This window comes from Nonomuraea sp. NPDC004186 (assembly GCF_053603495.1).
On the sequence record NZ_JBSGFQ010000007.1, the window covers coordinates 83852 to 104027 of the forward strand.

Here is a 20176-nt window from a genome sequence, read left to right on the forward strand (position 1 = left end):
CGGCTCCTTCCGGTGGCGGTCACGCCGGGCTCCTTCCGGTGGCGGTCACGCGCGGCTCCTTCCGGTGGCGGCGGCCATCACGCTCTCCTCGGTGGCGTCCGCGCGCGGGATCTCCGCGGCCAGCCGCCCCTCGTGCATGACCAGCACCCTGTCGGCCATCCCCAGCACCTCGGGCAGCTCCGACGAGATCATCAGCACCGCCACCCCGCTCCCGGCCAGCTCCGACAGCAGCCGGTGCACCTCGGCCTTGGTGGCCACGTCGATCCCCCGGGTCGGCTCGTCCACGATGAGCACCGACGGCCGACGCGCCAGCCACTTGGCCAGCACGACCTTCTGCTGGTTGCCGCCGGACAGCACGTTCACGGCGTCCGTCAGCCGCGCGAACTTCAGCCGCAGCCGCACCGCCCAGTCCCTGGCCCGCTCCCGCTCGGCCGCCCGGGAGACCAGCGGCCCCCGGCGCACGTCGGCCAGGCCGGCGAGCCCGATGTTGCGCTCGATGGACAGGTCCATGACGAGCCCCTGCTGCCGCCGGTCCTCGGGCACCAGGGCCAGCCCCGCCGCCATGGCCGCCGTGGGGCTGGCGGGCCGCAGCCGCCTGCCGTCCACCTCGACGCTCCCCGCGTCCCACCGGTCGATGCCGAACACGGCCCTGGCCACCTCGCTGCGCCCGGCCCCGACGAGCCCGGCCAGCGCGACGATCTCGCCCCGCCGCACCTCGAAGGAGACGTCGGTGAAGACGCCCTCGCGGGTGAGCCGGCGCACCTTGAGCGCGACCTCGCCGGCCTCCGTCTCCTGCTTGGGGAACAGGGCCTCCAGCTCCCTGCCGACCATGCGGCGTACCAGGTCGTCGGGGGTGATGTCGGCGACCATGTCCCCGGCCACGTACGCGCCGTCACGCAGGGTGGTGACCCGCCGGCACAGCTCGAAGATCTCCTCCAACCGGTGCGAGATGAACAGCAGCGCGCAGCCCTGCGCGCGCAGCGTCCGGGCCACGCCGAACAGCCGGGCGACCTCCGTGCCGGACAGGGCGGCGGTGGGCTCGTCCATGACGAGCACCCGCGCCTGCCGCGACAGCGCCTTGGCGATCTCCACGAGCTGCTGGTCGGCGATCGACAGGCCGCGGGCCGGCTGGTCGGGGTCGAGGGGCACGCCGAGCCGCTCGAACAGCTCGGCGGCGCCGGCGCGCATGGCCCGCCGGTCGATGCCGAGGCGGCCGCGGGGCTGGCGGCCCATGAAGATGTTCTCCATGACCGACAGGTCGGGAAAGAGGGTCGGCTCCTGGTAGATGACGGCGACCCCGGCCCGCTGCGCGTCCGCGGGCCCGCCGAACTCCACCGGCTCGCCGTCCAGCAGGATCCGGCCCGAGTCCGGCCGGTGCACGCCGGACAGGATTTTCACGATCGTCGACTTGCCCGCGCCGTTCTCCCCCGCGAGCGCGTGCACCTCGCCGGGGAAGAGATCGAGAGAGACCTCGCGTACGGCGCGCACCGCACCGAACGCCTTGCTGACCTGGGAAAGGGATAGAACGGGAGTCTCATTCATTGCCGCACTCCCGGCAAAATCGTTTTAAGCGGTGGGAGGACGGTAAATCAGCGAGTGGCGAAGCGTCAATGCCTGGCTATTACAAGATTCCCAAGCACCCGAAGTCGTTCGGAAATTGTTACGTTTTAACCTATTTGCGCAAGGGCAAGAAGTCAGGCCGGGCAGATCTCGCGGCGATATCTGCCGGGCGCCACGCCGTACTCCCGTTTGAAGGCGTTGGCGAAGGCGAACTCCGAGGTGTAGCCGACCTTGGCGGCGATCTGGCCCAGCGGGGCGTCCGACGCGCGCATGAGGTGGGCCGCCGTGGCCAGGCGCCACCAGGTGAGGTACGCGAGCGGCGGCCGGCCGATCAGCTCGCCGAAGCGGCGCGAGAAGGCCGACCTCGACAGCCCCGCCCGCGCGCCCAGCTCCTGGACCGTCCACGGGTGGGCGGGATCCCGGTGGACGGCGTCCAGCGCGGCGCTGATGCCGGGATCCGCGAGCGCCTGCGCCCACCCGCCGACCGAGCACTGGCCGTGCTCCCCCTCGAACCAGGCCCGCAGGATGTAGAGCAGCAGCAGGTCCAGGAGGGACGACACCACCGTGTCCGCGCCCAGCCGCGGGCGCTGGATCTCGGCGCCCAGGGCCTCGACGGCGGCGCGCAGCTCGGTGTGGAGGCCGACGCCGGCCGGGAGGTGGATCAGGTCGGGAAGATCGCGCAGGATCGGGTGGGCCCGGCCCGGATCGAGCCGGTAGCCGCCGCACAGCAGCACCGTCGCCACGGGCCCGTCAACGAGCCCATCGACGGTGGCGGAGGCGAACAGGCCGGGACCGTCGTCCAGCGGGTCGCAGTCGGGCTCGGCGAGCGGGGTGGACGGCGAGTCCGCCATGGCGTAGCCGTGGCCGTGGGGGAAGAAGACCACGTCACCCACCGACAGCGCGATCGGATCGCCGTCCGGCCGGATCAACCAGCCCGACCCCCGCAGGACGACCTGGAACCCGGCGGAGCCGGGAACCGTCGGGAACCGCTGGCCCCAGGGGGCACGCCATTCGACGCGGGCCGATCGGGGGCTGCCGGTGCGCATGAGGGCGATCACATCGCTGAGCACGTCCACGGATGAAGCTTACGGGAGGACGATCGCGTATGAAATCCGGCTCGATGACGCATTGGTTGTCTCGCGGACGGCCCGTACGGTGGCCTGCATGAGAACAGTGCTGGTGACGGGCGCGACCGGGACGGTCGGCAGGCTGGTGGTGGCGCGGTTGACGGAGGCGGGGGCCGAGGTCAGGCCCTTCGGCCGGGCCCAGGGCGACCTGGCGGACCCCGGGTCGCTGCCGCTCGACGGGGTGGAGTCGGTGTTCCTGGTGTGGCCGTTCGCCACGGCGGAAGGGGCGCGGGCGGTGATCGACGCGATCGCGCGCCGGGCGCGGCGGGTGGTCTACCTCTCCTCCGCCGCGGTACGCGACCACGAACGCGAGGTCGAGCGGCTGATCGAGAAGTCGGGCCTGGAGTGGACGGTGCTGCGCCCGCACGCCTTCGCGGCCAACGCGCTGCGGTGGGCGGCGCGGGTGCGGGCGGGGGTGGTGCGCGGCTCGTACGGCCAGGCCGCCATGCCCATGCTGGACGAGCGGGACCTCGCGGCGGTGGCGGCACGGGCGCTGATGGAGGAGGGACACCATGGCGCCGTCCACGACCTGACCGGCCCGGAGTCGATCACCCAGGCCGACCAGGTCCGCATCATCTCCCAGATCACGAAATTTCCGGCGCACTGGGAGGAGGTCCCGCCCGACCGGACCCGTACGGAGCTCCTGGCCACGGGCTGGCCCCCGCAGGCGGTGGACGGCGTGCTCCAGGCCCAGGCGGACCTGGTCCGCCACCCGGCCCCCGTCACGCCGGCGGTCGAGGAGGTCACGAAGACCGCGCCCCGCACGTTCGGCGCCTGGGTGGCCGACCACGCCGAGGAGTTCCGCGTTCCCGGCGAACCACCCGAGACCATGCGTGCCGCCCGCATCCACGAATACGGGGACGAGATCCGCTTCGACCGGATCCCCACGCCGCGCCCGGGCCCGGGACAGGTCCTCCTCGAAGTGGCCGCCACCTCCTTCAACCCGTCGGAGGTCGGCCTGCGGGCGGGCCTGCTGCGCGAGGTGCTCCCGGTGAGCCTGCCGTACACGCTCGGCGCGGACGTCTCGGGCACGGTCGTCGCGCTCGGCGAGGGCGTGACGGGCCTGGCCCCGGGTGACCGCGTGTTCGGCCTGGTGGACGGCGCCGCCGCCGGATACGCGGCCGTGCCCGCGAGCGTCCTGGCCAGAGCGCCGCGGAGCATCCCGCTCGCCCACGCGGCCGCCGTCCCGGTGGCCGGGCTCACGGCGTGGCAGGCGATCCACGAGCACGCCCGCGTCATCCGTGGCGAGCGGGTGCTGATCAACGGGGCGGGCGGCGGGGTCGGCATGTTCGCCGTCCAGCTCGCCAAGCTCGCGGGCGCGACCGTGTTCGCCACGGCGAGCCCGCGCAGCGCGGCCGCGGTCGAGCGGTACGGCGCCGACGAGGTGATCGACTACACGACCACGCCGCTCCCCGGCGGCATGGACGTCGTGCTGAACCTGGCCGCGCTCCCCCAGGAGGACGCCGCCGCCCTGGCCGGACTCGGGCGCAGGACGATCACGATCGCCACCCCGATCGAGGGCGGCACCCACTTCGTGGCCCGCAACGACCCGGCTCAGCTCGCCGAGCTGGCCGAGCTCGTCGACCGGGGCGAGCTCACGGTCGAAGTGGCCGAGTATCGTCCCCTGACCGAGCTGGAGGAGGTCCACCGCGCGGCCGGGCAGGGCCGGACGCGCGGCAAGATCATTCTGCTGCCGGACTGAAGTGGCGCAGCACCTCGGGGTTGGCCATGGCGTCAGGATTGGCCGCCTGCTCGACGGGCGTGCCCAGCAGGATCTTGCGTACGGGCACCTCCAGCTTCTTGCCGGAGAGCGTACGGGGGATGCCGGGGACGGCGTGGATCTCGTTGGGCACGTGACGGGGGGACAGCTCCTTGCGCAGGGCGTCGCAGAGGGTCCGCTGGAGCGACTCGGTCAGCGTCGCGCCTTCGGCGAGCGTCACGTACAGCAGCAGCCGCCCCTCCTGCCCGAGCTGCCCGGTGTCGATCACGAGGCTGTCGGCGATCTCGTCGAACCGCTCGACGACCCGGTAGAACTCGCTGGTGCCCATCCGGACGCCGCCCCGGTTGAGGGTCGAGTCGGAGCGGCCGTAGATCACGCAGCTCCCGTCCTCGTTGATCTTGATCCAGTCGCCGTGCCGCCACACCCCGGGGTAGACGTCGAAGTAGCTCTCGAAGTAGCGCCGGCCGTCGGGGTCGTTCCAGAACATCACCGGCATCGACGGCATGGGCGCGGTCAGCACGAGTTCGCCCACCTCGCCGACGACCGGCTTGCCCGCGGGGTCGTACGACTCGACCTTCGCCCCCAGCGACCGGCACGGGATGATGCCCGCCCTGATCGGGTGGAGCATGGTCGCCCCGACGAACCCCGTGCACACGTCCGTGCCTCCGGAGAACGACCCCACAGGGACCCCGGGCAGCTCCGAGGCCACCCACGAGAACCCCTCCGGCGGCAGCGGCGACCCGGTCGAGCCGACGCCGCGCAGCCGCTCCAGCCCCTGGGGGTGGACCCCGGCCTTCAGCGAGGCCATGATGTACGGCGCCCCGACCCCGAAGTAGGTCACCTTCTCGGAGTCGGCGATCCGCCACAGCGCGGCGGGCGACGGATAGGTGGCCGCGCCGTCGTACAGCACCGGCGTGGCCCCCACCAGCAGGGCGCCGATGAGGTAGTTCCACATCATCCAGCCCGTGGTGGTGTACCAGAAGAACACATCGCCTTCGCCGATGTCCTGCTGGAAGGTGAGGGACTTGAGGTGCTCCAGCACCACGCCGCCGTGCCCGTGCACGATCGGCTTGGGCAGCCCGGTCGTGCCGCTGGAGTAGAGGATCCACAGCGGGTGGCCGAACGGCACCCGCTCGAACTCCAGCGGCCCCTCCTCGGCCCGCAGCCCCTCCCAGCCGATCACCTCGCCGTGCGGCACCTCCCGGGTGTGCGCCTCGGCGGGCCCGGCCTGCTGGGGCGCGCTGCCCTCGTCGAGTGCCGCCAGGTAGGGGATCCACACGGTCGCGCGCAGCGTGGGCAGCTGGGCGGCGATCTCGTTGACGGCGTCGGAGCGGTCGTAGGTCTTGCCGTTGTAGTGGTAGCCGTCGACCGCGATGAGCACCTTGGGCTCGATCTGCTTGAACCTGTCGACGATGCTCGGCACCCCGAAGTCGGGCGAGCCGGCCGACCAGATCGCGCCCAGGGAGGCGGTCGCCAGGAAGGCGATCAGGGCCTGCGGGATGCTCGGCAGGTAGGCGGCCACCCGGTCGCCGCGCCGCACGCCGAGGCGGGCCAGCCCCGCCCGGACGCGGGCGACCTCCTCGCGCAGCTCGTCCCAGGTCAGCTCCTGGCGGGCGCCGTCCTCGGACACGAACACCACGGCGGTGCCCTCGGTGCGGCGCAGCGCGTTCTCGGCGTAGTTGAGCGTGCTCCCCTCGAACCACGTGACGTCCGGCATCGTCCCGGAGAGCACCGGCCCGTCGCCCCGGTCGCCGACCACGTCGAAGTAGTCCCAGATCGACGTCCAGAACTCGCCCGGGTGCTCGACGGACCACCGCCACACGTCCTCATAGGGTCCCGGCCGTCCCAGCCACTCCAGGTAGCGGGTCAGCCCGGCCTTCGCGACGACCTCTTCGCTCGGCTCCCAGAGAAGCTCGCCCTCAGCAACCATGTGCCCATCCTGTCGCCCGTCGGGGGGAAAGTCATACCCGGACCCCCACATAACTTGCTATCTCCGTAGGTGGTCCACCGCCATACGCGCCGCCGTGCCGATCACCGCGTCCGCGCGCGGCTGGTTGAGCGCGGTGCTGAACGAACGCGTGCACACGGCCACGGCGTAGCGCCGGCCGTCCGGGTACTCGACGACCCCCGACTCGCTGCGCAGCGTGGGCAGCGTGCCGGTCTTGCCGCTGACCGCGACGTCGTCGTACGGGAAGCCGGAGGCCAGCCGGTGCGGCCACACCTGCATGTTGAGCACGCCGCGCATCCAGGCGCACGACTCCTGCGAGGCCGCCTCGTCCCGCCAGATCATCCCGAACAGCGCGGCCAGCTCGCGCGGGGTGGACCGGTTCGCCCGCGCGGGGTCGAGCACGCTCAGGCGCGCGATGTCCTCCGGATCCACGAACGGCCACGCGTGCCCGGCGTCGACGGCCATGCTGCCGAGGAGCTCCCGGGCGCTCTGCGTCACCCGCGTCCCGTCGAGCCCGAACCCGGCCAGCATGGTGTTGATCGCCTCGCACCCGACCCGGCCCAGCAGCACGTCGGCCGAGGTGTTGTCGCTCACCGCGATCATCAGGTACGCCAGGTCGCGCAGCGAGATCGTCACGTCGTCGAGCATCGCCGAGAGCCCCGTCGGCCCCGAGACCCTGTCCTCGGCCGTGACGGTCACGCGTTCGGAGAGGTCCAGCAGCCCGGCGTCGGCCTGCCCGCAGAGCGCCACCAGCAGCGGCACCTTGAACATCGACGCCGTGGGCACCGGCTCGTCCGGCCCGTGCCCCACCTCGCGCCCCGAGTCGATGTCGGCCGCGTACAGCCAGCCCCGCACCCCCGCCGCACGGAACAGCGCCTCGAAGTCCGGCGTGCTCATGCGAGCATCCCCGGCCTGCGGCTGATCCGCCGCACGGACACCGCGCCCTCGTCCGTCATCCCGGCGCTCTCCTTCAGCGTGCGTACGGCGACGGCCGAGAAGTCGTCGACCAGTTCGTCGATCGGGGCGGCCACCGCCTGGCGCCAGGCGGTGGAGACCCGGCACGTGATCGGCGAGCCTAGCAGCGGCCGCCAGACCAGCCCCGGGAGCTCCACCTTCGGCCCGAACGCCACCGCCGCGCCCGCCAGCACCAGCCCGAGCCCGGCGCCCTCGTGCACCTGTACGGGGACGTAGCCGTGGCGGCGGCACTCCGAGAGCATCTCCGCGTACAGCCCCGGCTCGCCCTCCTGGGGCGGCATCAGCAGCTCCCGGCCCGCCAGGTCGGCCAGGTGCACCTCGCCGACTCCGGTGAGCGGGTCGCCCTCGGCCAGCAGCACACCTTGCGGCTGCGCCAGCACCTGGCCGAACCGCAGGCCGGGCGCGGCGACCGGATGGCGGACGAGGCCGACGTCGATCGTCCCCTCGGCCAGCGCCGTCACCTGGTCGGCGGTCCAGATCTCGGCGGGCGCGAGGCGTACCGCGGGATTGGTCTCGCGGAAGCCCGCGACCAGGGCGGCGATGGCGGCGGCGGCCAGGTCGGGCGGGAGGCCGACCTTGAGCACCGTGCCCTCGCCCTGCCTGGCCAGCTCGTGCAGCCGGTCCACCCGGGCCACGATCTCGCGGGCCTCGCCCAGGAGCAGCCGGCCCGCCTCGGTGAGCCGCACCTGGCGGGCCGAGCGGTCGAACAGCCGCACGCCGAGCTCCTCCTCCAGGCGCTTGATGCGCTGGCTGAGCGGCGGCTGCGCCATGCCGAGCCGGATGGCGGCGTTGCCGAAGTGGAGTTCCTCCGCGACGACGGTGAAGTAGCGAAGGTGCCGGACGAGGTCCACGACCAGCCACTATATCCAGATTTATATCTGTAAGGCGCTCATATCAGTATTGGACACCATTGCCGTCCCTCTGGTGTCCTCTGCTCCATGGCACCACAAACGGGGACAATGTACGCACGGCGCCGCCGCTGGCCGTGGATCGTTCCGGGGCTCCTGATCCCGGTCGTGGCGGCGGCAGGCGTCATCTGGGCGCTGCGCACGGAGGGCTCGCCGGAGGAGACGGCCGACAAGTATCTTTCGGCCTGGTCCGCCCAGGACTATGCGGGGATGCGCGCTCTGGTGGCCGACCCGCCCGCCGACTTCGAGACCTGGCACCGGCGCTTCCGCACCGACCTCAAGCTCACCGAGGCGTCCTTCGACCGCCCCAGGCCGACGGGCGTCTTCGCCTCCTCCCCGGGGGACGAGGTCGGCTTCCAGGCCAAGCTGCTCGGACAGCAGGACTGGACCTACGACGGCGAGCTCAAGCTCGTGGAGCGCGACCGCAGGTGGAAGGTCGCCTGGACGCCGGCCACCATCCACCCGCTGCTCAAGAAGGGACGCTCGCTGCGGGTGATCTCCCAGCAGGGCGACCCGCTGCGGGTCCTGGCCGCCGACGGCACCGCGATCAACACGCCGTCCGCGCCCGGCTCCGTGCAGCAGCTCGTGGAGGGCATCAGGCAGACGTTCCCCGACCGCTTCAAGAAGCCCGCCCGCTCCCGGATCGATCTGTACGAGGGGGACAAACCCATCCAGACGGTCGTCCGCGCCAGTGGATACCGCCCGCTCCGGACCACCATCGACCTGAAGGTCCACAGCGCCGGGGCCAAGGCCCTGGAGGACGTGTCGGAACCGGCGTCCCTGGTGGCGCTGCGCGCCTCGACCGGCGAGATCCTCGCGGTGGTGAACAAGCCGGGGGGCTTCAACCGGGCCCTGCTCGGCAAGTATCCGCCCGGCTCGACGTTCAAGGTGGTGACGGCCTCCGCGCTGGTCGCGGACGGGGTCGAGCCGTCCCGCCAGGTCACCTGCCCCGCCGAGAAGAACATCGGCGGCTTCCCGTTCCACAACGCCGACTTCGAGGACTTCGGCACGCTGTCGTTCCAGGACGCGTTCGCGCATTCGTGCAACACGACGTTCGGGGAGATGAGCGTGGGCCGGCTGAACGGCGGCCGGCTGGCGCAGGTCGCCCGCAGCTTCGGGTTCGGGACCCCGATCACCCCCGGCGTGCCCGCGGTCCGCGCCGAGTTCCCGGACACGAAGGACGACACGGACCTCGCCTCCGCCGCCATCGGCCAGGGCCGCGTCCTGGCCAGCCCGCTCAACATGGCCTCGGTCGCGGCCGCCATCGCCTCCGGCGCCTGGATCTCCCCGACCCTCGTCAAGGAGGAGCCGATCCCGGACGCCCAGCCCACCAACCCCCGGCCGCTGGAGGACGGCGTGGTGGCGGCCCTGCGCAAGCTGATGCCGGCCGTGGTGACGGACGGCACCGCCCACGCCGTCCAGTTCCCCGAGGGCACGGCCGGCAAGACGGGCACCGCGGAGTTCGGGTCCGGCAAGGAGCCGCCGACCCACTCGTGGTTCATCGGTTACCGCGGCGACGTGGCCTTCGCGGTCATCGCCGAAGGCGCGGGCACCGGCGCCGGCGTGGCCGCCCCGGCCGCCGCCCGCTTCCTCGACAACCTCGGCAGCGCCGGCACGTGATGCTAGGCGGTGCGGCCGACCGGCGAGGTGAGGCCCGCCACGGCGGCGACGACCTCGGAGGCGTTGGAGAGGTCGGGCAGCACCACGTCGGCCCCCGCCTCGCGCAGCTCTGCCGCCATGGACCGGCCCGAGGCGACCCCGATCATCGCCGCGCCGCCGATCTTGGCGGCCTGGACGTCCCGCGTGGAGTCCCCGATCACCACGGTGTTCGCCGCGGTGAACGGCGTGCCCAGGCGCTCCTTGGCCCGGGACTGCGCCACCTGCAGCAGCGTCGCCTTGGGGTAGACCTCCTCGCCGTACCCGCCCAGCGTGAAGTCGATGTGCTTGTCCAGCCCGAACGCCTTGAGCTTGTGCACGGCGTTGCTCCTGATGGTCCCGGTCAGCACCGTCTGGATCACGCCGTCGAGCCTGGACACCGACTTCAGCGCGTCCTTGGCCCCCGGCAGGGCCCGCCCCTCCTTGGCCAGCCGCCCGCGCCGGTCGGCGAAGGCCACGGCCAGCGCCGACAGGAACTTGGGCAGATGGTCGTCCTCGGCCAGGATGCCGTTGACGGCGAGCGTCTCGAAGACGATCTCGGAGTCCGGGCGCCCCAGCGGGGGCACGAGTTTGACCAGCGGTCGCCCGGTGACGAGGCGGAACGCCTCCGCGTAGGCGTCTCTGGTCACGATGGCGACGTCGACCAGCGTGAGGTCGATGTTCCACAGCACAAGGCGGTTGATGGCAGCCTCCTGGGGGGTGACCCTGCATAGGGTACGGCGGGCGCCGCCGTTCGTGTTCACATACGGTACGGCCGGCGCGATACGCGGAGCCGACGCCTTGGCGATTCGGGCATGAAGGTTTTACGCGAAATTCAGCGCGTCCGACAGCGTGTCGACCACGGGAAAGCCGATGCTCGCCAGCTCGGCGCGGGTCGTCATCCCGCCCGTGTACAGCACCGCCCTGGCCCCCACGTGCCGCGCGGCGAGCCCGTCGTCCACGCTGTCGCCGATCACCAGGACCTCGGCGGGATCGATCCCGAGGGCCGTGATGTGTGCCGTCATGTGCGCGGCCTTCTCGCCGCCCGTGGTGCCCAGCAGCCCGTCGATCCGGGTGAAGTGCCGGGTGATGCCGAACGAGTCGACCTTGGGCACGAGGTGCGCGTGCGGCGCCATCGAGCAGAGCGACTGGGTGCCCGTCCAGTTCGCGAGGGCCAGCTCTGCGTCGGCGGCCAGCGCGCAGGCGTCGCTCAGCCGGAAGTAGTGCTCGTGGAACCCGTCGTCGAGCAGCTCCCACTCCCCCTCGGTCAGGGGGCGGCCGAGCATGCGCTCGTAGGCGACCCAGATGGGCCGGGTGTAGACCGCGCGGAAACCGTCGGCGGTCATCTCAGGAAGCTCGTACGGCTTGAAGACCTCGTTGGTGGCTCCCACCACGGCGTCGATGTCGTGGAAGAGCGTGCCGTTCCAATCCCAGATGATGTGCTTTGTCATGTTGCGACAAGCTTAGACGGCACGTGTGACGTTTCGATGAACGCCCAGAACAGGGGCCGCGGCCATCCGGCCACGACCCCTGGAGGGAGAGCTAGCCGCAGGCCTTCGCGGTGGCGCCGGTGCCGTTCTGGCCACCACGGCCGCCGTTCCACTGGATCGAGGCACTGCCCCAGGCGCACATGTTGTTGGCCCAGACCATGTTGCCCCAGTGCCGGCCCTTGTTGCCCGCCTTGAAGCGGAACTGGTCGTAGCGGCCGTCCGCCGCGTAGACGCTGATGGTGCCGGTCGCCGAGGAGGCCGTGCGGATCTCGACCCAGTTGGTCTTGCACTTGCCGGACCACCAGAGCTTGATCGTTCCGACGTTGCCGTCGAGGCGGCTCTTGATGGGGGCGGTCTTGACCACCTTGGCCGAGTTCCAGCAGCCCGACTTGGACGGGTCCTTGTGGTCGCCCGGCTTGGCCTGGGCGTGCGCGGGCGCGCCCGCCAGGAGGACCGCCGCGACGGCTCCCAGGACAGTAGCGGCAACTCGAAGCTTCACTTGGACCGACTCCTTGCGTAAACAACACTTGCTAGATCGCGACACTAGCGAGGCCCGGCTCCAAACGGTCAAGGAAGTGTGATCGATGTAACGTCGTTGTTATGATCGCAGAAGGTCGGAAATCTCCTGCGTGGCATACCACATGAGCTCGTGCGCCTCGGCCCCGTCCACGGTGAATCTCGCGTCGTCGTCGCCCCCGTCCGCGGCCGGCAGCGCGGCGACGGCGGCCTCGATGTCGGTGATCGCCTCGTGGTCGTCGATGTGCACCGCGGCCACCTTGGCCAGCGGGATCGGGTCGGCGAGGCGCACTCTCGCCCGTTCCTCCAGATCGACTCCGGCGGCGACCGAGCGCTCCGACACCTCGGCGGCGACCACCACGCGCCGGAACGCGGTCTCGGCGCCGTCGGCGCGGTCGGCGGCCAGCATCCGCAGCGACGCGCGGGCCGCCTCGGTGAGCGCCACGTATTCGAGCTCCTCGGTGTCACCCGAGGCGTACCACTCGGTCAGCGCGGGGGTCACCGCGTAGCCGGTCAGCGGGGCCGGACCCAGCTCTCCCGACTCGACCGCCTGGGCCAGTGCCGGGAGAGTGCACGGCAGATAGACGCGCATGACGAACCTTTCGTGCTTTCTTTCTGGCCGAGCTCAGCTCGGCGTGCCGAGATGGAGGTCCGCACTCGGCGGCGGCCCTGTCTCGGCGTACAAGGGCTCTATCATGCCCGTCGCAGCGTGAGACGGAGGAGAGACTCGAGTTCCTCGATGGTCGAGTCGGCATCTTTGTGATGGATGCCGGCGATGCCGAGCGCGCGGGCGGCCAGGATGTTGGCCTCGATGTCGTCGATGAACACGCACTCCTCGCAGGCCAGGCCGATCAGCTCGACCGCGTGGTGGTAGATGCGCGGCTCGGGCTTGCGCATCCCGACCTCGCCGGAGATCACGACCGCGTCGAAGAGCTCGTCCCAGTCGGCGCGGGGATACTCATTCGACCAAGAGTTAGATACCAAACACGTTTTGACACCATTTTTTCGTACGTCGCGGAGCATGTCGTACATTGCGTCAACGCGTTCGAATCCCGCGAACATCCGCTCCAGCAGCCCTTCGGCCACGGGCGGCACCCCGTCGACGGTCAGCAGCCGGGCGGCGAGGTCGCGCTCGAAGGCGGAGCCGTCGATCTCGCCCCTTTCCAGCGCGTGGACGACGCTTTCGCCGACACCGTCGCCGTAAGCGTGGTCGACCATCTTCCGCATCACGTGGCGGTAGTGGTCTCCGTCGATCCTGTCCGCCGCGATCCAGCGCGCGATGGAGTCGGAAAGGCTGGTCGTCAGCACCCCGCCCCAGTCGATGAGCACACCCGTAAGCACCGTTCCAGAATAGAACGTCACCGGCACTTATAAACCGTTAAAACCCCATAAAAAGGTCGCCCGATATATCCGGTTAAGGTGTGCTTCCAGCGATAGTCGCTACCCAGAAAGGACCGCCGTGCGGACGACGATCCTGATCACCTCCCCCGACCGATGGACCGCCCCGGGACTGGAACTCTTCGAGTTCGCGCCGATCTTTCCCGGCGGCCCGGAATGGCTCACCAAACCGGTCCTCATCGCCCTGCTCAGCTCGGTCATCGCCATCGCCCTGTGCTGGGCCGCGTTCGCCAAGCCGAAGATCATCCCACGCGGCTGGCAGAGCATCGGCGAGTACGCGTACCTGTTCGTACGCGACCAGATCGCCCGGCCCAGCCTCGGCGCCGACTCCGACCGATGGATGGGCTTCCTCCTCACGACCTTCCTGACCGTGCTCATCTGGAACCTGATGGGCATCGTCCCGCTCATCCAGTTCCCCGTCGCCGCGCACATCGCCTTCCCCCTGGTGCTGGCGCTCATCGTGTACGGCATCAAGGTCTACCTCGGCGTCCGGCACCACGGCGTGCGCGGCTACCTGAGGGGCATCGTGCATCTCCCGGGCCTGCCCGGCTGGGCGTACGGCCTCTATGCCCCGCTGATCCTGGCCGAGGTGTTCATCACGTCGCTGTTCACCCACTTCGTGCGGTTGTTCGCGAACATGTTCGCCGGCCACATCCTCGTGGCCTTCTTCAGCTCGGTGGGCTTCTGGTTCCTGTTCGAGCGGCTCACCCCGCTGGGCGCGGGGCTCGGCGTCCTCGGCGTGCTGATGACGATCGTGATGACCGCGTTCGAGATGTTCATCCAGTTTCTACAGGCGTTCCTGTTCGCCATGCTGGCCGGGATGTTCATCGCCAGCGGCCTGCGCGGCGCGCACTAGCTAGCGCGTGACCTGGGCGGCCAGCTTGCGGTGCGCCGCGGAGCGCAGCACGCCGGCCGCCTTCTCCGCGTCGGCGGCGGGGGCCTCGGTCAGGTAGCCCTTGGCCTGCTTGAGCGTGAGCAACCTGGTGACGGACTGGTCGAGCCGGTCCTTGGAGATCCGGCCCGACCTCACCGCCGCCACCACCGCCTGGTAGGCCTTCGGCAGGTCGTTCGGCATGAGCAGCAGGTCGGCCCCGGCCAGCACGGCCCGCACCGCGATCTCCCCGTCGTTGTACTTCTTGCGCACGCCCTCCATGTTGAGCGCGTCGGTGGAGATCACGCCCTTGAAGCCGAGCTTCTGCCGCAGCAGGCCGGTCAGGATGGGCTTGGACAGCGTGGCCGGGTCGCCCGACGGGTCGAGCTTGGGGAAGACGAGGTGGGCGCTCATCACGGCGTCCACGCCCGCGTCGATCGCCGCCCTGAACGGCGGCGCGTCGATCTTCTCCCACTGCGCCTTCGTGTGCTTGATCACCGGCAGCCCCGTGTGGCTGTCGACGTCGGTGTCGCCGTGGCCGGGGAAGTGCTTGGCGGTGGCGGCCACCTTCGCCTCGCCGAACCCCTTGACCGCCGCCGCGACCATCTTCGCCACCCGCGCCGGGTCGTTGCCGTAGGCCCGGGGGCCGATGACCGGGTTCTTGGGGTTCACGTTCACGTCGGCGACCGGGGCGAAGTCGAGGTTGACGCCGAGCGCGCGCAGCTCCTCGCCGGTGGCCCTGGCCACGGCCCGCGCCCGGTCGGGGTCCTTGGTGGCGCCGATCTGGGCGGCTCCGGGGAAGTCGGTCATCAGCGCGGACATCCTGGCCACCAGGCCGTTCTCCTGGTCGGTGCCGATCAGGAGCGGGACGTCCGCGGACGCGCGCTGCAGGCCGTTGGTGAGGCCGACGACCTGGCCGACGCCCTTGATGTTGTGCGGGAAGAGGATCACGCCGCCGAGGTGGTACTTCGCGATCACCTTGGCCGGGGTCTGGGCGCCGTACCTGGCCTGGTTCTCGCCCGACACCGTGCCGGCCGCGGTGCCGTACAGGACGGGCATGAAGAGCTGGCCGACCTTCTCCTCGACGCTCATCTTCGCCAGGACACGCTCGACGGCGCCCTGCCGCGCCTGCGGCGGGCTCTGCGGCGTCGTCTGCGGAGGCGTCGTTTGCGGGGTCTGCGCGGGCGGTGCGGCCTTGCCTCCTCCGGTCGGGGTCGCACCCGCCGGGCTGCCGCCTGCGCCGCAGGCTGTCAGAGCGATCGCGAGGAGGCCTGCCGTACCGATCCGTCGAAGCATGCCTCCAAAGGTATCCATGAGACAACCCACACCAGACCGTCCCTTTACCAAGACGGCCGGATGTGGACCCCGGTTACAGCCCCAGCCGGGTGAGCCCGGACAGGTGCACACGGGCCGCCGCACGCGCCTGCGCCGCCGTCGTCTGCGCCCGCGCGGCCTCGGCGGCCCGCTCGCACTGCTCGAGCGTGTGCGCGGCCAGCACGGCGCGTACGGCGGGCAACGCCGCGGCGCCCATCGACAGCGAGGAGACCCCGAGCCCGACGAGCACGCAGGCCAGCGCCGGGTCGGCGGCCGACTCGCCGCAGACGCCGCACGGCTTGCCCGCTCTCGCGGCGGCGGCCGCGGTCATGGCGACCAGGTCCAGCAGCGCGGGCAGCCACGGGTCGTGCAGCGCGCTCACGGCGCCGACCTGGCGGTCCGCGGCGTAGGCGTACTGGGCGAGGTCGTTGGTGCCGATCGAGACGAAGTCCACCCGGGTGAGCAGTTCGCGGGCGCGCAGCGCGGCCGACGGGACCTCGACCATCGCGCCCACGTTCGTCAGGCCCCTGGCCCGGCACTCCTGCGCGAACCACGCGGCCTCCTCGGCCGTGGCCACCATCGGCGCCATCACCTGGAGCCGTTCGGAGGCGATGGCCGCGAGCGCGCCGAGCTGCGCCGCCATGACGTCGGGGAATCTCCTGAACCTGCGCAGCCCCCGCTCACCGAGCGCCGGGTTCGGCTCGGCGGGCCCGGGCAGGAACGCCAGCGGCTTGTCCGCGCCCACGTCCAGGGTTCGCACGACCACCTTGCCGCTGGGGAACGCCTCCAGCGCCGCGCGGTAGGCCCGCCGCTGCTCCCCCGTGGACGGCGGCTCGGTCCTGTCGAGGAAGAGGAACTCGGTGCGGTAGAGCCCGATCCCCTCGGCCCCGGCGTTGACGGCGTCGTCGAGGTCCGCGGGGCCGCCGATGTTGGCGAGCAGCGGAACCGGGTGCCCGTCGGCGGTCCTGCCCGGTCCCTTCGCCGCGGCGATCGCCGCCTGCCGCGCGGCGTCCGCGCCGACCGCCTCGGCCACGTCGGACTCGGCCGGCTCGACGCGTACGTCTCCCGACGTGCCGTCGGCCATCACCCGGACGCCCGGCGGGATCTCCAGCGCGCCCGGGCAGGCCACGACGGCGGGCACGCCCATCGCCCTGGCCATGATCGCGGTGTGGCTGGTGGGGCCGCCCTCTTGGGTGACGAACGCGGCGACGTCCTCCTTGCGCAGCATCGCCGTGTCGGCGGGCGCGAGGTCCCTGGCGACCAGCACGTACGGCTCCTCGGGCGCGACCGGGAGCCCCTGCATGGCGTGCCCGTAGAGCAGCGCGATCACGCGGTCCCTGATGTCGTCGAGGTCGGCGGCCCGCTCGCCCAGGTAGCCCCCGGACCCGGCCAGTACGTGCCGATATTTCGTGAAAGCTTCAAAAACCGCCCTCGGGGCGGCCAGGCCGCGGTCGATCAACGTTCGCACCTTGACGACCAGCCCGGGATCCTCGGCCATCAGCGCCTGGGCCTTGAGGATCTCCTCGGCCTCGCCGCCTGCCTGGTTCCCCCGGGCCTCCAACTCTCCCGCGACCTGTGTGAGCGCGGCCATCGCGCGCTCCTTCTCCTGATCCGCCTCACCGGTGTAGGTGGCGCCCTCGGGGGGTTCGGGCACGGAGACGGTCAGCACGTACGCGGGGCCGTGCCCGATGCCCGGGCTGACCCCGACCCCCCGCAGGTTCATGGCGCCGCGGCGATCGCGGCCAGCTCGTCGAGGACCTCTTCCGACCCCTCGCCCTCCGCGCTGATCACGACGGTCTCGCCCTGCCTGACGTCCAGGGCCATGATCGCGAGGATGCTCTTGCCGTTGACCTGCTGGCTGCCGTGGGACTTCGTCACCGTGATGTCCATGGGGGCCTTCTTCGCCCGCTGGACGAACGTCGCCGCGGGCCGGGCGTGCAGCCCCACTTCCGCCGCCACGGTGACCTTGCGCTCACCCATTACTCCTCCTTCTGGTGCCGGTCCAGACCAGCCGGACCCTCGTGCGATAGCGCGTGTACATTCTGCCGTCTCGGCGAACACGCTCGTTCCGGAGCTATTCCCATCGGAAGAGCTCGTCCCCCGCGTGAACCGCCCCCTCCGCGACCTCCGTCACGGACCCGGAGAGGGCGTCGAGCGCGACGACCGGGCAGACCGGCGAGCGGCCGCCCGCTTCGACGACCGCCGGGTCCCAGGCCACGACGGGCTGACCGGCGCTCACGCGGTCGCCCTCGGCGGCCAGGAGCTCGAACCCCTGGCCTTTGAGCTGGACCGTGTCGATGCCCAGGTGCACCAGGACGCCTCTGCCGTCGTCTCCGACGATGACGTACGCGTGCGGATGCAGTTTCATGATCTTTCCAGCTATGGGGGCTACGGCCTTGCCCGGCCCGCGCAGCGGGTCGATCGCGGCCCCCGGCCCGACCAGCCCGGCGGAGAACACCGGGTCGGGCACGGCGGCCAACCCCACAGCTGCCCCCTCAACCGGGGCGAGAACAGTCGTCATGGTCTCGCCCTTAGCCGATGATGTCCTCGATGTCGCTGGCGATGGTGTCCGCCTCCGGCCCGACGACGACCTGGACCACGTTCCCCGCGGCCATCACGCCGTGCGCGCCCGCCGCCCTGAGGGCGGCCTGATCGACCTTGGACGCGTCGTGCACCTCCGTGCGCAACCGGGTGATGCAGGGCTCGATCTCGATGATGTTGTCGGCCCCGCCCAAACCGGCGATGATCGCGTTCGCGTCAGCCGCCATCCGGCCCTCCCTCGAGCTCTTGTGACCAGGCTATTTCAGTCGGTCTGGGTGACCTTGTTCAGCCCGCGCGGCGCGTCGGGGTCGATGCCGAGCCTGCGGGCCAGCGCCTCGGTGAGCAGCTGACCGGGCACGATCAACCCCATCGGAGCCACCCATTCGGGCAGGTCGGGGCCGTTCAGCGCGGCGGTGCCCGCCCGTGCGAGCGCGTCGCCGCCACCGATCGTGTACGCCGCCGCGCCCGCGGCCACCACCCGCTCGGCCAGCGCGACCGTACCGGACAGGGTCGGGCTGTTCTCGGCGGCGACCAGCAGCGCGGGCGTGTCGGCGTCGACCACGGCGATGGGGCCGTGCAGCAGGTCGGCGTAGGACAGGCCCATGGCGTGCAGGTAGCAGGCCTCCTTGAGCTTCAGCGCCGTCTCCAGGGCCGTCGAGAACGCCAGCCCGCGCCCGGACACGACCACGCCCGGTTTGTCCAGCAGGCCCTCGACCACGGCCTCCAGGTCGCCCGGCTCGGTGATCAGCTTCTCCACCGCCTCGGGCACCCGCCGCAGGTCCTCCGCGTCCACATCGGCGCCCAGGCCCAGCGCGAGCACCGCCAGGGCCGCGAGCTGCGTCGTGTACGTCTTGGTCGCGGGAACGGCCTTCTCCTCGCCGGCGACCGTGCACAGGGCCACGTCGGCTGCCTGCGCGAGGGGGCTCTGCTCGCCGCCGTTCGTGATGCCGACGGTCCTGGCCCCGCAGTCCTTGGCCCAGGCGAGCGTCTCGACGATCTCCTCGGTGCGCCCCGACTGCGAGATCGCGACGGCCAGCACCCCGTCCAGGTCCAGCTTGCGCTTGTACGTCGTGGCGATCGAGGGAGCGGCCAGCGCGGCCAGGCGGCCCGCGTGTGATTCGACCAGGTATCGCCCATAAACTGCAGCATTGTCAGAGGTACCGCGCGCGATGAACAGCAGCTGGCGAGTCTGCTCGCCCACTGCTCTCACCTCGTCGACCCTCGGCAGCAGGGAGTCCAGGGTGGCCCGCAGCGCGGCCGGCTGCTCGGCGATCTCGCTGCGCATCTTCGTGGTCATCTCGGGCTCTTTCCTTGATCGACTGCGACGCGGACTTGACCGTCTTTCGCGACATGTGGTCTAGTCCGGACTAGACCAGTACGAACCATAACCCATTGCCAAGGTCGCGATCGAGGGGAGGATCCGTGGCGCACATCGATCCGGACAGCCCGGTGCCCAAGTATTTCCAGCTCCGCGAGATCCTGTTGGACCTCATCGACAGCGACGAGCTGAGCATCGGGGCGGCCATCCCGTCCGAGCGCGAGCTCTGCCAGCGCTTCGGCCTGTCCAGGATGACCGTACGGCAGGCCGTCGACCACCTCGTGTCCGAGGGTCGCCTGCACCGGGTGCCGGGCAAGGGGACGTTCGTCGCCCGGCCCAAGATCGAGCTGGCGCTGCAGCTGACGTCGTTCACCGACGACATGAGGGCGCGGGGCATGATCCCGGGCTCGCGCGACCTCGATCGCCGGACCGTGCGGGCCAGCGCGCACCTCGCCAAGGAGCTGGGGATCCAGCCGGGCGAGGAGGTGCACTTCATCGAGCGGCTGCGGATGGCCGACGGGGAGCCGCTGTCCATCGAACGGGCGCACATCCCGGTCAAGCTCGCCCCTGACCTGGGTTCCCACGACTTGTCGGATAAATCACTTTATGAGCTGCTGGAGAGCCGCTACGGCCTGGTCATGGACGCCGGCGAGCTCACCATCGACGGCGGCATCGCCGACCCGAGCGACGCGGACCTGCTGAAGCTCCCGCGCGGCGGCGCCGTACTGCTGCTGCAGCGCAGGTCGTTCGCCGGCGGCATCTGTGCGGAGCTGGGCGTGTCCACGTATCGTGCGGATCGCTACCAGTTGCGCACCATCCTGGAAATGCCCGTAAGACGGGGCTGAGGCCTCACCC

The 20176-nt window shown here is 71.2% G+C and carries 19 protein-coding genes and 1 pseudogene; 4 read left to right on the forward strand and 16 right to left on the reverse strand.

Annotation, left to right across the window (positions count from 1 at the left end; genetic code table 11):
* Positions 1 to 45: 45 nt before the first annotated feature.
* On the reverse strand, positions 46 to 1542 hold the full coding sequence (locus ACWEPL_RS07840) for a sugar ABC transporter ATP-binding protein (RefSeq protein ID WP_452435534.1): 1497 nt from the start codon (positions 1540 to 1542) through the stop codon (positions 46 to 48).
* Between the two features lie 152 nt (positions 1543 to 1694).
* Positions 1695 to 2636: an AraC family transcriptional regulator gene (locus ACWEPL_RS07845; protein ID WP_355190822.1), complete on the reverse strand. Its 942-nt coding sequence runs from the start codon at positions 2634 to 2636 to the stop codon at positions 1695 to 1697.
* An 88-nt stretch (positions 2637 to 2724) separates the two neighbouring features.
* Between ACWEPL_RS07845 and ACWEPL_RS07850 the strand changes: the two genes are divergently transcribed.
* Positions 2725 to 4389 carry a zinc-binding dehydrogenase gene (locus ACWEPL_RS07850; RefSeq protein WP_452435535.1) on the forward strand — a complete coding sequence of 555 codons (1665 nt, stop codon included), beginning with the start codon at positions 2725 to 2727 and terminating at the stop codon, positions 4387 to 4389.
* Here ACWEPL_RS07850 and ACWEPL_RS07855 read toward each other — a convergent pair.
* The 3 genes from ACWEPL_RS07855 to ACWEPL_RS07865 are packed head-to-tail and all read right to left on the reverse strand — an operon-like array spanning position 4370 to position 8181.
* Entirely contained in the window at positions 4370 to 6337 is a 1968-nt protein-coding gene (locus ACWEPL_RS07855; RefSeq protein ID WP_363962505.1) for an acetoacetate--CoA ligase, read from the reverse strand. The two genes, ACWEPL_RS07850 and ACWEPL_RS07855, sit on opposite strands and share 20 nt — an antisense overlap.
* 57 nt (positions 6338 to 6394) lie before the next feature.
* The gene (locus ACWEPL_RS07860; RefSeq protein ID WP_350728431.1) at positions 6395 to 7252 is read right to left on the reverse strand and encodes a serine hydrolase; all 858 of its coding nucleotides are present in this window, start codon (positions 7250 to 7252) and stop codon (positions 6395 to 6397) included.
* Positions 7249 to 8181 carry a LysR family transcriptional regulator gene (locus ACWEPL_RS07865; RefSeq protein WP_355190818.1) on the reverse strand — a complete coding sequence of 311 codons (933 nt, stop codon included), beginning with the start codon at positions 8179 to 8181 and terminating at the stop codon, positions 7249 to 7251. Before ACWEPL_RS07865 ends, ACWEPL_RS07860 begins: the two co-directional genes overlap by 4 nt.
* A gap of 108 nt (positions 8182 to 8289) precedes the next feature.
* On the opposite strand from ACWEPL_RS07865, the gene ACWEPL_RS07870 reads away from it, so the two are divergent.
* Entirely contained in the window at positions 8290 to 9858 is a 1569-nt protein-coding gene (locus ACWEPL_RS07870; RefSeq protein WP_452435536.1) for a penicillin-binding transpeptidase domain-containing protein, read from the forward strand.
* A gap of 2 nt (positions 9859 to 9860) precedes the next feature.
* Here the strand turns inward: ACWEPL_RS07870 and ACWEPL_RS07875 are convergent, their stop codons facing one another.
* The 5 genes from ACWEPL_RS07875 to ACWEPL_RS07895 all read right to left on the reverse strand — a co-directional run bounded on the left by ACWEPL_RS07875 (position 9861) and on the right by ACWEPL_RS07895 (position 13247).
* A complete protein-coding gene (locus tag ACWEPL_RS07875; RefSeq protein ID WP_363962502.1) occupies positions 9861 to 10565 on the reverse strand; it encodes an HAD family hydrolase in 705 nt (234 codons plus the stop codon).
* 132 nt (positions 10566 to 10697) lie between these two features.
* Positions 10698 to 11324 carry an HAD family hydrolase gene (locus ACWEPL_RS07880; protein ID WP_363962501.1) on the reverse strand — a complete coding sequence of 209 codons (627 nt, stop codon included), beginning with the start codon at positions 11322 to 11324 and terminating at the stop codon, positions 10698 to 10700.
* A 91-nt stretch (positions 11325 to 11415) separates the two neighbouring features.
* Complete coding sequence (locus tag ACWEPL_RS07885) at positions 11416 to 11862, reverse strand: DUF2690 domain-containing protein (RefSeq protein ID WP_363962500.1); 447 nt, start codon at positions 11860 to 11862, stop codon at positions 11416 to 11418.
* 99 nt (positions 11863 to 11961) lie between these two features.
* The gene (locus ACWEPL_RS07890) at positions 11962 to 12471 is read right to left on the reverse strand and encodes a DUF6912 family protein (RefSeq protein WP_452435537.1); all 510 of its coding nucleotides are present in this window, start codon (positions 12469 to 12471) and stop codon (positions 11962 to 11964) included.
* A 101-nt stretch (positions 12472 to 12572) separates the two neighbouring features.
* Entirely contained in the window at positions 12573 to 13247 is a 675-nt protein-coding gene (locus tag ACWEPL_RS07895; protein ID WP_350728424.1) for an HAD family hydrolase, read from the reverse strand.
* 91 nt (positions 13248 to 13338) lie between these two features.
* Between ACWEPL_RS07895 and ACWEPL_RS07900 the strand changes: the two genes are divergently transcribed.
* Positions 13339 to 14133 carry a F0F1 ATP synthase subunit A gene (locus ACWEPL_RS07900; protein WP_363962498.1) on the forward strand — a complete coding sequence of 265 codons (795 nt, stop codon included), beginning with the start codon at positions 13339 to 13341 and terminating at the stop codon, positions 14131 to 14133.
* On the opposite strand, the gene nagZ is transcribed toward ACWEPL_RS07900, so the two are convergent.
* The 6 genes and pseudogenes from nagZ to ACWEPL_RS07930 all read right to left on the reverse strand — a co-directional run bounded on the left by nagZ (position 14134) and on the right by ACWEPL_RS07930 (position 19300).
* Positions 14134 to 15444, reverse strand: a complete 1311-nt coding sequence (nagZ, locus tag ACWEPL_RS07905; protein ID WP_363962497.1) for a beta-N-acetylhexosaminidase — start codon at positions 15442 to 15444, stop codon at positions 14134 to 14136.
* Positions 15445 to 15517: 73 nt separating this feature from the next.
* Positions 15518 to 17185, reverse strand: coding sequence for a phosphoenolpyruvate--protein phosphotransferase (gene ptsP / locus ACWEPL_RS07910; protein ID WP_452435538.1), 1668 nt, complete (start codon positions 17183 to 17185; stop codon positions 15518 to 15520).
* On the reverse strand, positions 17182 to 17442 hold the full coding sequence (locus tag ACWEPL_RS07915) for an HPr family phosphocarrier protein (protein WP_192790234.1): 261 nt from the start codon (positions 17440 to 17442) through the stop codon (positions 17182 to 17184). Before ACWEPL_RS07915 ends, ptsP begins: the two co-directional genes overlap by 4 nt.
* A gap of 94 nt (positions 17443 to 17536) precedes the next feature.
* A complete protein-coding gene (locus ACWEPL_RS07920) occupies positions 17537 to 17983 on the reverse strand; it encodes a PTS sugar transporter subunit IIA (RefSeq protein ID WP_350728420.1) in 447 nt (148 codons plus the stop codon).
* A gap of 10 nt (positions 17984 to 17993) precedes the next feature.
* Positions 17994 to 18233: pseudogene (locus ACWEPL_RS07925) on the reverse strand (glucose PTS transporter subunit EIIB); the annotation flags it as partial.
* 32 nt (positions 18234 to 18265) lie between these two features.
* Positions 18266 to 19300 carry an SIS domain-containing protein gene (locus tag ACWEPL_RS07930; RefSeq protein ID WP_350728419.1) on the reverse strand — a complete coding sequence of 345 codons (1035 nt, stop codon included), beginning with the start codon at positions 19298 to 19300 and terminating at the stop codon, positions 18266 to 18268.
* Between the two features lie 125 nt (positions 19301 to 19425).
* Between ACWEPL_RS07930 and ACWEPL_RS07935 the strand changes: the two genes are divergently transcribed.
* A complete protein-coding gene (locus ACWEPL_RS07935) occupies positions 19426 to 20166 on the forward strand; it encodes a GntR family transcriptional regulator (protein ID WP_363962495.1) in 741 nt (246 codons plus the stop codon).
* The last annotated feature ends 10 nt before the right edge of the window (positions 20167 to 20176 follow it).